Annotated in this window: 18 protein-coding genes and 4 pseudogenes; 18 read left to right on the forward strand and 4 right to left on the reverse strand. The window is 62.2% G+C overall.

The window, feature by feature from the left end; genetic code table 11:
- Positions 1-29: 29 nt before the first annotated feature.
- Positions 30-518 (reverse strand): Lrp/AsnC family transcriptional regulator, encoded by a 489-nt coding sequence (locus tag GQY20_RS14700; protein ID WP_198350974.1) that lies wholly within the window; start codon positions 516-518, stop codon positions 30-32.
- A gap of 189 nt (positions 519-707) precedes the next feature.
- On the opposite strand from GQY20_RS14700, the pseudogene GQY20_RS33025 reads away from it, so the two are divergent.
- The 15 genes and pseudogenes from GQY20_RS33025 to vapC all read left to right on the forward strand — a co-directional run.
- Positions 708-1,121: pseudogene (locus GQY20_RS33025) on the forward strand (tyrosine-type recombinase/integrase); the annotation flags it as partial.
- Positions 1,087-1,437 (forward strand): NAD(+)--rifampin ADP-ribosyltransferase, encoded by a 351-nt coding sequence (locus tag GQY20_RS14705; RefSeq protein ID WP_157218252.1) that lies wholly within the window; start codon positions 1,087-1,089, stop codon positions 1,435-1,437. The pseudogene GQY20_RS33025 and the gene GQY20_RS14705, both read left to right, overlap by 35 nt.
- Before the next feature lie 107 nt (positions 1,438-1,544).
- Positions 1,545-1,925 carry a dihydrofolate reductase family protein gene (locus tag GQY20_RS32925; RefSeq protein WP_198350975.1) on the forward strand — a complete coding sequence of 127 codons (381 nt, stop codon included), beginning with the start codon at positions 1,545-1,547 and terminating at the stop codon, positions 1,923-1,925.
- A 9-nt stretch (positions 1,926-1,934) separates the two neighbouring features.
- Positions 1,935-2,144 (forward strand): dihydrofolate reductase family protein, encoded by a 210-nt coding sequence (locus tag GQY20_RS32930; RefSeq protein WP_198350976.1) that lies wholly within the window; start codon positions 1,935-1,937, stop codon positions 2,142-2,144.
- Complete coding sequence (locus GQY20_RS14715; protein WP_157217895.1) at positions 2,093-3,019, forward strand: alpha/beta hydrolase; 927 nt, start codon at positions 2,093-2,095, stop codon at positions 3,017-3,019. Before GQY20_RS32930 ends, GQY20_RS14715 begins: the two co-directional genes overlap by 52 nt.
- 239 nt (positions 3,020-3,258) lie before the next feature.
- Complete coding sequence (locus GQY20_RS14720) at positions 3,259-3,930, forward strand: helix-turn-helix domain-containing protein (RefSeq protein ID WP_232476097.1); 672 nt, start codon at positions 3,259-3,261, stop codon at positions 3,928-3,930.
- A complete protein-coding gene (locus GQY20_RS14725; protein ID WP_157217896.1) occupies positions 3,923-5,131 on the forward strand; it encodes a type II toxin-antitoxin system HipA family toxin in 1,209 nt (402 codons plus the stop codon). Before GQY20_RS14720 ends, GQY20_RS14725 begins: the two co-directional genes overlap by 8 nt.
- A 416-nt stretch (positions 5,132-5,547) precedes the next feature.
- Entirely contained in the window at positions 5,548-5,955 is a 408-nt protein-coding gene (locus tag GQY20_RS14730) for a cytochrome-c peroxidase (protein WP_269769759.1), read from the forward strand.
- Positions 5,956-6,054: 99 nt separating this feature from the next.
- A complete protein-coding gene (locus GQY20_RS14735) occupies positions 6,055-6,756 on the forward strand; it encodes a VIT1/CCC1 transporter family protein (protein WP_157217897.1) in 702 nt (233 codons plus the stop codon).
- 354 nt (positions 6,757-7,110) lie between these two features.
- Entirely contained in the window at positions 7,111-7,770 is a 660-nt protein-coding gene (locus GQY20_RS14740; protein ID WP_157218255.1) for a cytochrome b/b6 domain-containing protein, read from the forward strand.
- Positions 7,767-8,294, forward strand: coding sequence for a helix-turn-helix transcriptional regulator (locus GQY20_RS14745; RefSeq protein ID WP_157217898.1), 528 nt, complete (start codon positions 7,767-7,769; stop codon positions 8,292-8,294). Before GQY20_RS14740 ends, GQY20_RS14745 begins: the two co-directional genes overlap by 4 nt.
- A 146-nt stretch (positions 8,295-8,440) precedes the next feature.
- Positions 8,441-8,827 carry a DUF302 domain-containing protein gene (locus GQY20_RS14750; RefSeq protein ID WP_157217899.1) on the forward strand — a complete coding sequence of 129 codons (387 nt, stop codon included), beginning with the start codon at positions 8,441-8,443 and terminating at the stop codon, positions 8,825-8,827.
- Positions 8,828-8,830: 3 nt separating this feature from the next.
- Positions 8,831-9,208: a hypothetical protein gene (locus GQY20_RS14755; protein WP_157217900.1), complete on the forward strand. Its 378-nt coding sequence runs from the start codon at positions 8,831-8,833 to the stop codon at positions 9,206-9,208.
- Between the two features lie 184 nt (positions 9,209-9,392).
- Positions 9,393-9,599, forward strand: a complete 207-nt coding sequence (gene vapB, locus GQY20_RS14760) for a type II toxin-antitoxin system VapB family antitoxin (RefSeq protein ID WP_269769760.1) — start codon at positions 9,393-9,395, stop codon at positions 9,597-9,599.
- Between the two features lie 11 nt (positions 9,600-9,610).
- Complete coding sequence (gene vapC, locus GQY20_RS14765) at positions 9,611-10,006, forward strand: tRNA(fMet)-specific endonuclease VapC (RefSeq protein WP_269769744.1); 396 nt, start codon at positions 9,611-9,613, stop codon at positions 10,004-10,006.
- 203 nt (positions 10,007-10,209) lie between these two features.
- Here the strand turns inward: vapC and GQY20_RS32160 are convergent, their stop codons facing one another.
- Positions 10,210-10,704, reverse strand: a complete 495-nt coding sequence (locus GQY20_RS32160) for an ABC transporter ATP-binding protein (RefSeq protein WP_198350977.1) — start codon at positions 10,702-10,704, stop codon at positions 10,210-10,212.
- Positions 10,674-10,859 (reverse strand): ATP-binding cassette domain-containing protein, encoded by a 186-nt coding sequence (locus GQY20_RS33030; protein ID WP_408641115.1) that lies wholly within the window; start codon positions 10,857-10,859, stop codon positions 10,674-10,676. Before GQY20_RS33030 ends, GQY20_RS32160 begins: the two co-directional genes overlap by 31 nt.
- 399 nt (positions 10,860-11,258) lie before the next feature.
- Here GQY20_RS33030 and GQY20_RS14775 point away from each other — a divergent pair.
- The 3 pseudogenes from GQY20_RS14775 to GQY20_RS14785 all read left to right on the forward strand — a co-directional run.
- Positions 11,259-12,158, forward strand: a pseudogene (locus tag GQY20_RS14775) (transposase); the annotation flags it as partial.
- 236 nt (positions 12,159-12,394) lie between these two features.
- Positions 12,395-12,613: pseudogene (locus GQY20_RS14780) on the forward strand (transposase); the annotation flags it as partial.
- Positions 12,614-12,910: 297 nt separating this feature from the next.
- Positions 12,911-13,451 (forward strand): annotated as a pseudogene (locus GQY20_RS14785) (transposase); the annotation flags it as partial.
- On the opposite strand, the gene GQY20_RS32165 reads toward GQY20_RS14785, so the two are convergent.
- Positions 13,384-13,578, reverse strand: a complete 195-nt coding sequence (locus tag GQY20_RS32165; RefSeq protein WP_198351025.1) for a hypothetical protein — start codon at positions 13,576-13,578, stop codon at positions 13,384-13,386. The pseudogene GQY20_RS14785 and the gene GQY20_RS32165 sit on opposite strands and share 68 nt — an antisense overlap.
- Between the last annotated feature and the right edge of the window lie 265 nt (positions 13,579-13,843).

Raw genomic sequence — 13,843 nt, forward strand, 5'->3', positions numbered from 1 at the left:
ATCATCCATCTCGAGGCAGAGAGAGGATCCTAGCGCACGGGAATCGGGTATCCTTTGAACGACTTGACTTCCTTGAGGACGAATGACGTCCTCACTTCACGGACGTGGGGCATGCGGGCGATAGTCCGACGGGAAAACCGCGAAAATTCCTCAATGTCGTCGGCGACCACGCGGAGCTGATAATCCGCCGGCCCAGAAACCACGAGGCATTCCACGATCCGCTCCTCGCGTTGAACGGCCTCTTCGAATTCCAGGGCATGTTCATCCCTGTGACTATCGACCTGCACGATCACCACAGCATTGACGGAATAGCCGAGCTTGGATGGTTGCACCGAAGCGCGGTAGGCGTCGATGATGCCGGCTTCCTCGAGCCTGCGCACAGCTCGCCAGCAAGGAGTCGTCGACATATGGACCTTCTCGGCGAGCGCGGCTGTCGTCTGTCGGCAATCTTCTTGGAGATGAGTGAGGATCGCACGCTCTTGCCGAGTTAACTCCCCATTTTGCTCTTTTCGTTCCACTGGCCACTCCAAATGACGTTCGAAGCGTACGGAATATCCTTCCTATTGAGCATGCGCAATCGGTATAAAACAACATATGATTCTGATATCGCCGATATAATCAGCCACTTTGTCGATACCGAATGGATGGCGGCACCCAAAAGCGGCTACCTTCTCGGCGTGCCTTGGTAGAGCATCGCTAACAAGACGATGGCCTTCGGCGCCTATCCGCTCGGGTCACTCGCAGATGCTCGCGAGAAGCGCGACGAGGCCTATTCCATTCTGTGCGAAGGGCACGATCCGAATGTCGCAAAACGGCTGAAGATCGAGGCGAATCTGGAAGCCGGACGCCAGGCGTTTGAGCACGTGGCTCGCGAATGGTACGGAAACGCCAAGGCGCAATGGGCGACGATCCATGCGAGCGACGTGATCCGCGGCCTCGAGCGCGATGTCTTTCCGACGATCGGCTCCTTGCCGATCGCGCAGCTTACCCCGCCCTTGATCCTGGGCGTTCTGCGAGAGATCGAGACGCGGGGTGCCATCGAGACCGCCAAACGCGTTCGGCAGCGCATTTCAGCCGTATTCGTCTATGCCGTCGCCCAGGGGATCGCGGAAAGCGACCCTGCCGAAAAGCTGGGCGCGGTGCGTTTCGCGACCTCGAGTTCGGCCGCCAACGACCTGGGGCGCCGAACTTGCCAGAGGGGATGGACGCGGTCGCATCTACATCGTCGAGCCGACCGGACCGTTCGACGACGATCCGAACCTCACCGATCAGCGGTTTCACGGCAACAAGACCGCGTCCTACCGATCAGTCGATCCGCTGCGGATCACGGGCGAGGTCGATAGCTGGGTCGGCCATCCTCCCCAGCAAGTTCGGGTGATGAAGGAAAGCCTCGCCCGAATGGCGCGGGACGGCACAAGTTCCATCATCGAGGACTGACCGCCGGACCCAGCCGCACGGGCAATCTTGGCGCCGATGAGCGAGCGAGTTGGAATGTGAACCGTTCGCACGATCGTGAGCAGAATTCGAACCATCCAGGAGGTCGCATGCGCCGTCTCGTTCTCCAGATGCAAATGTCCGCTGATGGCTTCGTCGGATCGCTCGATGGGTCGCCTTGGCAGCTCTGGGACTGGGGCGAGAACAACGGCTGGGACGAGGAGTTGAGGGCCAGCTTCAATGCTCACTTCGAGCGCCTGGACGCGATCCTCCTGAACCGCAAGACGCTGGAGGAGGGCTATCTCGACCACTGGGAGAAGGCGGCGTCGCGCTATCCCGTCGAGCCGTTCTATGCGTTCGCAAGGCGCATAACCGATGCTGACAAGTTCGTGTCGAGCGACAGGCTGCAGCACGTGACGTGGCCCCGCACCACCGTGGTGAGCGGCGAACTCGAGCGGGAAGTTTGCGCTCTCAAGTCGCGACCAGGTTAAGACATCGGCGTGTTCGGCGGCGCCGGGTTCGCCTCGGCGCTCATTGCAGCGGGGCTCGTCGACGAGATCCAGCTTTACGTCAACCCCGCGGTGCTCGGCGACGGCGTCGGCATCTTCGAGATCTCGGGGTTCCAGCCGTTGAGGCTGATCGAGGTGGCATCTTTCCGATGCGGCATGATCGTCAGCCGGTATCGGCCAGCGTGCTGGGCTGGACGGTAGCAGATCCACGTCTCAACTTAGCACCGCAGGAGCTTTCCATGAATCGCAGAGATTTCAGCCATGCCGCGATCGCTCTGATGGGAGGGCTACTGCTCCCCCGCCGGGCATCAAGCCTCGGCAAGCCCGAGGGCGGCACAGCGCTGGATGCCGCCGCGTATCACCGCCTGAGACGCCATGCGCATACTTGGTTTGGCCGGATCGCCTATATCGATCATGGTCGCGGGCCGGCGGCGCTCTTCATCCACGGGTTTCCGCTTAGCGGCTTCCAGTGGCGTCATGCGCTGGGGCGTCTCGGAGACCGGCGGCGATGCCTCGCCCCCGACCTTATGGGCCTGGGCTATACTGAGGTCTCGGACGATCAGGATCTCACACCCGGCGCGCAGGCCAGGATGCTCGCGAGCCTGCTCGATCGCCTCTCGATCTCGGAAGTCGACCTGGTCGCCAATGACAGCGGCGGCACGATCGCGCAAATCATGATGGCGCTCTACCCGCACCGGATCCGATCGGTGATCCTGACTGACCGCGATGTCAATGAGAACAGTCCGCCGGCTCAGATGCGCAATTCGATCCAGCAGGGACGGAACGGCACATACGACAAGAAGATCGAGCGGCACCTGGATGATCGTGACTATGCCAGGTCAGCGAACGGCATCGGCGGGAATGCCTATTCGGACCCGGCGAGCTTCTCCGACGAAGCCATCGAATACAGCTTGAGACCGCTGGTCGCGTCGCAAAGGCGGCACGACCAGCTCAACCGCTATCTTGCCGCCTTCGAGCCCAACCCGCTCGTCGCCCTTCGAGGAGCGCTCGGCCGCTTCGAGGCTCCCTCAAAAATGCTGTGGGGCACCAGCGACCCGCTATTCCCGGTCTCCTAGGCAAGTTGGCTCGACCGTATGCTGCCTGGATCGCGTGGCGTGCGGCTTGTGGAAGGCGGTCGCCTGTTCTGGCTCGACGAGCGCCCCGACGTCCTCGCCATGGAAGCGCGCGATCTCTGGCGCATTTGAGGAGTTTCCGCTTCGAGGCGTCTACCCCGCGTTTGCGATGTGTAAAAACACATCGTTCTGCTCATCTGATATATGATAGCTCTTCGTATCTTGCGTAGAGCGGATTGGTGATGTACATTTCTGTATCAGAATTGTCTGGTGATATGGAAAACCACATCGTGATTCCCATCCTTGAGGAGTTCGGGCAGAAGTTGCTCGATGCGCGCGTGCGCAAGGGCCTCAGCCAAAGGAGCCTTGCCGAACGCACCGGGGTGCCTCAGGCGCATATATCGAAGATCGAGCAAGGCCGCGTCGACATTCGCCTGTCGAGCCTGGTCGAGCTTGCGCGTGCCGTCGATCTCGATGTCCAGTTGCTGCCCCGCCAAGCGCTTGCTGCTGTCGAGGGTGCGGTTCGCGCCATCGAGAGCGAAGCCGACGCCAGCACCGAAAGTCGTGCACTAGCGACACTCGCGCAGCAGGAGCGAACGCTCGAGCATATTCGCGCCTTGTATCCCGACCTTGCCGCCGCGCAGAAGCTGCTACCGACGATCAGGGAGCTGAAGCTACTTCCCTATGACGCAGAGACGCTGAAAGCGTTGCAACGCGCCATCGCGCCTGCAGAGCAAGCAAGACTGAAACTTGCCGCGGACGGCATCGACAGAGAGAAGCTGGCTGAACTGCTCGACCGGGCGAACCGGAGCCTGCGGACCTTGCGCAACGCGCAGGTCCACCGGCCGCCGCTTGGCGCGACGCGGTCCGCGCGCCCCGCCTATCGTCTCGATGACGAGGACGATAATGACTGAAACGCGCGCCCTCGACATCCATCTTGGCACTCGCAAGGTAGGTACGATCGTCGCGCTCGACGGCGAGCGGACCATCTTCAGCTTCGCCGAGGATTATGTTGGTGACGCGGAGCGGCCGACACTAAGCTTGGGCTATCGCGACGCCTATGGTGCGCTGATCAACGAGCCGCGCGCACACCGAGTCCGGCTGGAGCCGTTCTTCTCGAACCTGCTGCCGGAAGGCGCACTCAAGGAATATCTCGCACGCCGCGCTGGCGTAAAGGCGGTACGCGAGTTCCAGCTTCTCGCTGCGCTGGGCGGCGACCTGCCGGGGGCGGTCCGCGCGGTTCCGACCGAAGCGGCGCCTGAGAATATTGCCCAGGTGTCCGAAGTCGCGGCGGCGATCCCCGAGCGCTTCCGCTTCTCGCTCGCCGGCGTGCAGCTCAAATTTTCCGCGCTCAAGAACCAGGGCAAGAAAGGTGGCCTGACCATCGCCGTCAGCGGCGACGGCTGCGAATGGATCGTCAAACTGCCCTCGACCAATTTCGCCAACGTTCCGGAGAACGAATATTCGATCATGACGCTCGCGCGGCTGGTCGGCATCGACGTCCCCGAGATCGAGCTCCTCTCTCTCGCCGCGGTAGAGGGCTTACCCGAGGGCATTGAGCAGCTGGGCGACAGCGCGTTCGCCATCCGCCGCTTCGATCGCTCGCCCGAAGGGCGGATCCATATCGAGGATTTCGCCCAGGTGTTCGGCGTCTATCCGGACGACAAATATGAGAAAGCCAGCTACCGTAACATCCTTGCGGTGCTCGCCGACGCGACCGATGACCAGAGCATCGACCAGTTCACTCGCCGGCTGACGTTCAGCGTGCTGGTCGGAAATGGTGACATGCACCTCAAGAACTGGTCGCTCATCTATCCCGACGGCAAACGCCCGATCCTGTCACCGGCCTATGACCTCCTGTCGACGGTTCCCTATCTTCCCGGCGAACAATCCGCGCTCAAATTCCGCCGGTCGAAGGAATGGAGCGACTTCAACGAGGACACGCTCGTCCGTCTCGCGGACAAGGCGCGGATCGCCGCAACGCCGGTACTCAAGGCGGCACGGGAGACGGTCGAGCGGTTCGACACCGAATGGGCGGCGCAGAAGGCGAACCTGCCGCTGCCTGCCAGGCTGATCGATGCCATCGAGAAGCATCGTGGAGGCTTGGCCCTTTGATTGGAGCACCCGGCCCTCCGAAACGTGTCGGAGAAGCGCGGGCAAGTCGTTTTCAACATTGTGCCGGGTGATGCCGATACGCAGCGCCGTTGGGGTGAACAGGCCAGCGCAGGACTCCTGCAGGATTTTGGCATTTTTGTCGCTCTAAGTGGCGGGATGCGCGGACGGTGGGCGGCAGGGTATGTGCGCGCTGAAGACGATAAGTGAGCGGCTACCCAGGATGATTTCGCGTGAAGAATGGTACGGCCTTGTCTGGGCCGAGCCGATGACAAAGCTCGCGGAGCGCTTCGGAGCTTCCGGGAGCTACCTCGCGCGCGTCTGTGAAACACTGAACGTCCCTCGTCACGCCCAACGCTCCCTTCGAAAAATATCTGCGCGGCGACAATCACGCGATCGACGCCCAGCAGAAGGCCGGTCTGCGGCTGTTCATCGAGAAAGGCTGCTCGAGCTGCCACAACGGCGTCAATGTGGGTGGCGGCATGTATGCCAAGTTCGGCGTCCAGTCTCCGCCGGGAGACAAGATTCTGCCGCCTGCCGACTTGGGTCGCTTCGCCGTCACCAAGGACGAGGCTGATCGCTATTCGTTCAGGGTACCGGCGTTGCGAAATGTCGCCTTGACGGCGCCCTACTTCCATAGCGGTCAGGTGTGGGACCTCAACGAAGCGATTTCCGTCATGGGCAAGGCGCAACTCGGCGTCGATCTCACGGCAGACGAGACCGCCAAGATCGCGGCATTTCTCACGGCGCTTACCGGCGATACTCCGCGGGTCACCTTACCCGCGCTTCCGCCGAGCAATGCCAAGACTACACGGCCGCAATATTGAAGGGTCGATGTCGGTGGCGGTAGGTGCCGGCGCTGCTCTGCCGAGTGGATCGGTAATCTACCTAATGCCTCATCGTACGAATAGTGCGACGTAACCAACATGTCTCGTCTGCATCTTCATGCCGAACACCACACCGTCGAGCGAATCGGCTGGCTGCGCGCCGCGGTGCTCGGCGCCAATGACGGCATCGTCTCGACCGGCAGCCTGATCGTCGGCATCGCGGCATCTTCGGCCGGCAAGGCGGAGATTTTGCTTGCCGGTATCGCCGCCCTTGTCGCGGGCGCAATGTCGATGGCCGCGGGCGAATATGTATCGGTGAGTTCCCAGGCCGATAGCGAACAGGCGAACCTCGCCAGGGAAAGCGGCGAACTTCGCAATCAGCCCGAATTCGAGCGTGAGGAACTGTCAGGCATCTATGTCGCCCGCGGTCTCACTCCCGATCTCGCTCATCAAGTCGCTGACCAGTTGATGGCAAAAGACGCGATCAGCACGCACGCCCGTGACGAGCTCGGCATCTCGGACCTGTCGACCGCTCGGCCGCTCCAGGCGGCATTTACTTCGGCCGCGACCTTCAGCGTCGGCGCTGCCGCGCCGTTGCTGGTGGTCGCGCTTGCGCAGGCCAACTCGCTTATTCCACTGGTGATCGGCGTCTCGCTCCTCTGCCTCGCTCTTCTTGGCGCGCTCGGTGCCAAGGCGGGTGATGCGGCGCCGTTCCGCTCGGTCATGCGCGTAACCTTCTGGGGAGCGCTGGCGATGGCGTTGACGGCGGGGATCGGCAAGCTCGTCGGGACTGCAGTGTAGCGCCGGCAATGGCGAGGCGGGCCACCCTTTGCCGACATGCGCAGGCGCTTATGCGGACGCGGATAAGCAATGGGCGCATAGCGGGAACCGTTACCAACGGCCAAATGGAAAATGTCACAAGAAGGATATTCGCCATGCGCTGGAAATGGATAATCACGGCCTGCCTTCTAGCTGCACCGGCGCTTCAAGGCGCCACGGCGGCCCAGCGCCCAAATGGGGCGCGGTCTGCGCGCTCCGAGGGGACCAGGGCCGAAGGGAGATCGGTCGCCGAAGCCGCAGGACATTGGGACGAGCGAGGTCGAGGCCGATCAGCTTCGGAGCGCCGAGACTCGCCTGCGGATCGGGAGCATGACCATGACCGCGAACACGACTGAGGCGTCGCTGCCCATGTGGCGCTGGGATCCGCTGGTGCGCATCACCCATTGGGGAATAGTAGTAGCCGTCATCGTGAACGCGCTGGTCGTCGAGGAAGGCTCGGCGTTCCACATCTGGGTCGGCTACGGCCTCGCAGCACTGCTCGCGCTGCGGCTCCTGTGGGGACTGATCGGGCCTCCCGAGGCGCGCTTTTCAGCGTTCCCGCCGAACCCGTCGCGCGCCATTGCGCATGTCCGCGAGATCGCGTCCGGGACACACACGACACATGCTTCTCACAACCCGCTCGGCGCGCTGATGGTCTACGCGATCTGGAGCTGTCTGACGGCCATCATCGCGACCGGCATCGCCATGGCACCTCCATCGGCCGCGCCATGGACCAATCTCGAGGGCAAGGAGCATGCGGAGACCGGTGTTCAGGCCGCCGCACCCGTCGCGGCCGAAAGGGAAGAAGGCGGCGAAACCGAAGAAAGGGGCGAGCGCGACGAAAGCCCGCTAACCGAGATTCACGAGATCGCGGTGAATCTGCTCTATCTGCTCATCGCGCTGCACCTTGCGGGCGTCATCTTCGAAGCGCGCCGCAGCGGCCGGCAGATCCTCACCGCCATGCTGCCCTGGCCCACAGGGGCGAAACGCGCATGAGAGTGCACGCCTTCCGTAGTAAGAGCGGCGACGGTCAAACCTGGACCGTCGCCGCAATCGTGGCGCTGCAATCCCTTTCAGCTGCATTCTTCGTGGCCGACGCGTTCGCGGACCTCCAGCGAGATGGAATTTCTGCGCATATCGCCGTCGAAGGACCGATTGCCGTCTCCCTATTTGCCGGCATCGCGTTCGGCGCCCGGCGGCTCCGGACGATGCTCGCGGATGCGCGGCGACGCGACTCCGCGCTGGCGGCGGCGTCGGGCGCGCTCGGCGAAGTGGTCCAAGCGCAGTTCGCCGAATGGAGACTGACCGCGGCCGAAGCCGACGTCGCGCTCTTCGCACTCAAGGGCTGTGATGTCGCGCAGATTGCGCGGCTGCGGAGCACCGCGACGGGAACGGTTCGCGCGCAACTGGCGCGCGCCTATGCCAAGGCGGGCGTCGGCTCGCGCGCCGCGCTGGTCAGTCTGTTCATCGAAGATCTCCTCAATGACGTACCAGTTCCCGCAGCCCGGCGCGCGGCTTGACCAGCATCAAACAAAATAGTCCGGCGCGATGCCAGGATATATTAAGATGATAGACGCCGCGGGGAGAGGTCGTGATCGTGAGGCGGCTTGCTCGGCGACCCTGAAACGCCGGCTCAGTGTGAACATTGATGGGGAAAGGCCGGTCGATGACCTGCTACATCGCTACCGCACTCGATGTGAGCTTCGAGGCAGCCGTCGCTCGGGTCGAAGCCACGCTCAAGGACGAAGGCTTCGGCGTGCTGACCCGGATCGATGTGCGCGAGACGATGAAGGCGAAACTGGACAAGGATTTTCGCCCTTACGTCATCCTCGGCGCCTGCAATCCGACGTTCGCCTATGAGGCGCTGCCGCTCGAGGACAAGGTCGGCACGATGCTGCCGTGCAACGTCGTCGTCCAGCAACCTTTCCCGGGGAAGATCGAAGTCGCAGCCGTCGATCCCGTCGCCTCAATGCAGGCGATCGACAATCCGCGACTGAAGGAGGCGGCCCAGGCGGTGCGCGAGAAGCTCGCGCGCGTCATAGCAAGCCTCTAAACGATGAAAGGCAGTCTCCTCGCTCGGGAGATCCTGCCCTTCTATGCCTCGCTGGCCCTTCTCTTGGGCGCAGCACTCCTGGTCGATGCCGTGCTGCATCTGGCCGATGCCGTCTGGATCGGCCGCTGGCTCGGCATTCCGGGCGTATTGCTTATCCTGGGCTCATTCGGCCATTCGCTGCGCAAGCGCAAGATCATCCGCAGCGGCAACCCCATCAGCTATTTGAGGCTGCACGAACGCATGGGATGGGCGGAATCGCTGCTCGTCCTCGTGCATACCGGCATCCATTTCAACGCGCTACTGGCCTGGCTGGCGTTGATTGCCATGCTGGTCAACGTTACGAGCGGCCTGACCGGCATATATCTGCTGCAACGCGCGTAACGCTGGCTCCGGTAGGCTCGAGCGCAAATGCGGGAGGCGGGGGCGCAAAGCGAGGAGATAGAACTCAGGCTTAACAAAATTGCTGTGAGGCGCCGTTGAGCCACTTGGCATATCCCATTGACATATCCCGCAATGAATATACATTGAGCCTGGACGGAGGGTCCATGTAGTGGCGCGTACGACGGTGTTCCAGTCAAACCGATCCCAGGCGGTTCGCCTTCCCAAGGATGTCGCCTTTCCCGCCGGTGTCCGCGAGGTGACAATCCTGCGGGACGGAATGCGTCGCGTCATTGTCCCCGCAGATCGAGCGTGGGACGATTTTTTTGCTGCGCGGGGCATTGATCTGGGTGACCGTGACGAGCCGCGAGTACAGGAGCGTGAGAGCTTCTGATGCTACGGTACATGCTGGATACCAACCTGTGCATTCGGGTGCTCCGCGACCGCCCCCAAAGTGTTCGGGCTCGGTTTAATGCCGAAGCGGACGGGCTGAGCATCTCCACGATTGTGCTGACCGAGCTTCTGCACGGGGCGGCCACATCCGCCCGACCCGTGGAGAACCGAACAGAGGTCGAACGGTTCGCAAACCGGCTCGCGGTGCTTGATTTTGACGATGATGCTGCCGCCCATGCCGGCGACATTCGTGCGACCCTTGAGCGCGAGGGCAGGCCGATAGGCGGCTACGACGTGCTGATTGCCGGTCATGCAAGAAGCAGAGGCCTCATCGTTGTCACAGGAAATCTCGGTGAGTTCAGCCGCGTGGACGGGTTGCGGAGCGAGGATTGGCTCCCTGCACAGTGAGCTCAATCCGGTTCAAAGGGGTTGATTTCGGCCCGCGATCGGATCAAAGTGTGTCCCGGCAGTTTCGAGAAGATCCTCGTAAGCTGCTGAAGTTGCAGCCCAATATGGGCCTTGAGCGTAATATGCATCGCGCGTGGCGCTCAGCGAGCGATGAACACCCACGGACAGCATAAAAGTGGCGATTGCTGCGGCGAGCACCAGCGCTACCGCGAATGCCTGGCCGCGCATGCGCCAAGTGTCGCGCAGCAGCTTGGGGTCGAGCGCTTCACCAGCTGATCGTCCCGGGATCGACTGGATGCGACCCGGGCAATTCGCCCATCGCTGAAATGAAGGACCCGGTGTGCCATCGCCGCGATGCTGATGTTGTGAGTGATGATGATCACGGTCGTGCCGAGCTCGGTATGCGCGCGCTCCAGCGTCTGGAGCACGCGTACGCCGGTGCTGCTGTCGAGCGCGCCGGTCGGCTCGTCGCAGAGCAGAACGCCGGGCCGTTTGGCGATGGCCCGCGCCACGGCGACCCGCTGCTGCTCCTCGCCCGAAAGCTGCGCGGGATAGTGTCCGCGCCGCTCTGCCAGCCCGACCAGATCGAGGGCTTCGGCCGGTGCCATAGGGCGCTCGACAATGTCGGTGACCAGCCGGACATTCTCTTCCGCTGTCAGGGTTGGGGTCAGGTTATAGAATTGGAAGATGAAGCCCACCTCGGCACGGCGATATCGGGTAAGCTCGCGGTCATCAAGTGCGGTGAGTTCCAGGTCGCCATAGAACAGCGCGCCGACGTGGGATGGTCGAGGCCGCCCAGGATGCTGAGCAATGTCGATTTGCCGCTTCCCGATGGGCCTAAAAGAACGAGCATCTCGCTGCGGGGGATCGAGAGTTCGACGCCTCGGAGCGCAGGACCACGGTATCACCGGTCTGATAAGTCTTGTGCAGATCTGATCGCAGGAACGCGAGATTCGCCGCGGGCTTTTCGGTTATCGAGCCGATGTCCAAGATCACTTTGCGGAATCCATGTTGCGGCCCTCATCTTCCTTGGGGCTTGCATTTCTATGGATTCTTCGAATCGCGCGACATGCGGAGTAAACCGGATGGCGTCGAACTCAGTGATGGACGAGGAGGCTTTCATCTCGGCGCAATCGTCCAGTTTCCCAGAACCAGTCATGCGAAACGTTACCATCGAACTGCGGCTAAGTCCCGAGGCTGTGTAAAAACGCCGGCATCTGATATGGTTCTCCGGCGTTACGGGGGCTTTGGCATGGGCCGTTTCGTTCACGGGGAAGACCGTCGGCAGGACTATCTGCTGCCTGCATCGCTCGATGATTACGTGTCGGCAGATAACCCGGTTCGGGCGGTCGAGGCGTTCATTGATGCGCTCGAGCTGAAGGCGCTTGAGTTCGCCGGAATGACGCCGGCTGAGAGGGGACGCCCCGCCTATCATCCGGCGACAATGCTCAAGATCTACCTCTATGGCTATCTGAACCGGATCCAGTCGAGCCGGCGGCTCGAGCGTGAAGCACAGCGCAACGTGGAATTGATGTGGTTGACTGGGCGATTGGCGCCCGACCTCAAAACGATCGCTAACTTCCGGCAGGCGAATGGCGCTGCGATCCAGTCTGTGTGCAGCCAGTCCATCGTCTTGTGCCGGCAATTGGGGCTGTTCACGCGGGCGGTTGTCGCGATCGACGGCAGCAAGATGAAGGCGGTCAACAACCGCGACAAGAATTACACCGCCGGCAAGGTCGCCTCGCGGATGAAGCAGGTGCAGGACAATATCGATCGGTATCTCGAAGCGCTTGATCGTGCCGATCGCGAAGAAAGCGACATTGCCAAGCCGAAAGCGAAGCGATTGACGGAGAAGATTGCCCGGTTGCGCGCGCAGATGCGCGACCTGGCAGCGCGCGAAGAAGAAGTCCGGAATGCACCGGACCAGCAGGTATCGCTGACCGATCCGGACGCCCGCGCCATGGCGAGTGCGGGGCGCGGCACGAGCATCGTCGGCTACAATCTTCAGGCGGCCGTCGATGCCGAGCATCACCTCATTGTCGCGCACGAGCTTTCGAATATTGGATATGACCGCGGGCAACTCTCCCCCATGGCGGCGAAAGCCAAGGACGCCATGGGGGTCGAGGCTTTGGATGCCATTGCCGACAAGGGCTGAGCGCCTCCTGTCAGCCATGGTGACGGGAGCGGCGGGCGACACGACACCTACGGATCCGCGCTCTCGGCGCAACCGGGCGAGTCGCAGAGGCGGCCAGCTACTAACGCGAGCTCGCAGCTCATTGTGTGCATCGGCTTGCCCGCACCTTCGTGCTCCCGGTGCCTCTGTCCCGGATGGTCGCACCATATGCCACGACCCTCACGAGCGCAGCAGGAACATCGGCACCACCGATCCTCATACCGGTTACCAATGCGGTCGAGAGCCTCAATCGGTCGTTGCGCAAGATCATCAAGACCAAGGGCAGCTTCCCGAGCGACGAGGCGGCGACCAAGCTGCTGTTCCTCGCAATCCGGAATGCCGGCGTGCATTGGAAACGGCCGATTGAATGGGCCGCTGCCATGGGGCAGTTTGCCGTCCTGTTCGGTGAGCGCTTCGCGCTCTCAGCTAGCTGAGAGCGCGAAAATCATGACCCGTCGTGGCGCTTACACAAAAAATCGGACACTCCCCAACGCACTTCCAAACACTCAAGCACGTCAGAACGGAGGCCAGCCTCCATATCTTGGCCTATACTTCAAACGGCTGATCGCCATCCTCGGCGTCCAGCGGCTGATCGCAGCAATCCAGACCTGAGCGCCAACGCTCAACCTTCAGCGCGTTGCTTTAAAACTACCGACCAGCTCCTGTGAGGCCGTTTTTTGCACGGCCTGGCCCAATATAGTCCGTCCAATCGAGTGCTCGAATTAATGTACCTGGCGGGCCTCGCGACACGTAAGGCCTTCCTGCGGCATCGGTCGCCGATCCGGAAGAAGCGCAGGGTGGTCTATGCCAAGCCGCCTTTCACCGGGCCGCAGGCGGTGCTGGCCTATCTCTCGCGCTACATGCACCGTGTCGCGATCTCGAACCGGCGGCTCATCGCCGTTGACGAGACCGGCGTAACGCTCCGCTACAAGGATCACCGTCGCGATGGTGCCGAGCGCCAGCAGGTCATGACGCTAGCGACCGACGAGTTCATTCGTCGCTTCTTGATCCACTTTCTGCCACGCGGCTTCCACCGTATCCGGCACCATGGCCCGCTCGCCAGTTCAGCGCACAAGGACACCATGGCTGGCTCGCAGGCTGCTCGGAGCCGCTGAGCCGATCGAGGAGCCTGAACCAGACGGCCCGCCCGACCATCGCCCACCCTGTCCATGCTGCGGCGGACACATGACGATCATCGAGGCCTTCACCCGCTGCTGCCAGCCACGCGCGCCGCCATCATCGGTGTCGCCAATCCGAGGGAATGCGCCATGATCCGGCATGGCTCGTCCCACAGGACGGTCGCGCCCATGGCGTCCTGGCCGATGACCCACTGAATGCTCATGCCGGAATCGAGCCCGGCGCAGGGCACGCCGGCCACCAAAACCAACGTCGCCAGCAATCTGACACCCTACGAAACCCCGTTTATCCGGCAGAATGCCGCACTCCCAGCGCGGCAGCGCTTACCCGCCAGAACAACCCCAAAGCCCTTTTATCCATAGACCTGCACATGGGACCGCGGGTTCCTGCACTGGAGGCTTTCGTACGCAAGCGCCCGAATCCCTTCACAGAAACCGTTCGTTCGATCCGTTTTCATGGACTGGCCGGTTGTCGTGAAAGCGGTCGCTCCCAACCGCATCACAGTCGGGGAAGAGTTTGGACAAACC

Origin of the sequence: Flavisphingomonas formosensis, assembly GCF_009755815.1 — a bacterium.
In the GTDB taxonomy this organism is placed as follows: domain Bacteria; phylum Pseudomonadota; class Alphaproteobacteria; order Sphingomonadales; family Sphingomonadaceae; genus Flavisphingomonas; species Flavisphingomonas formosensis.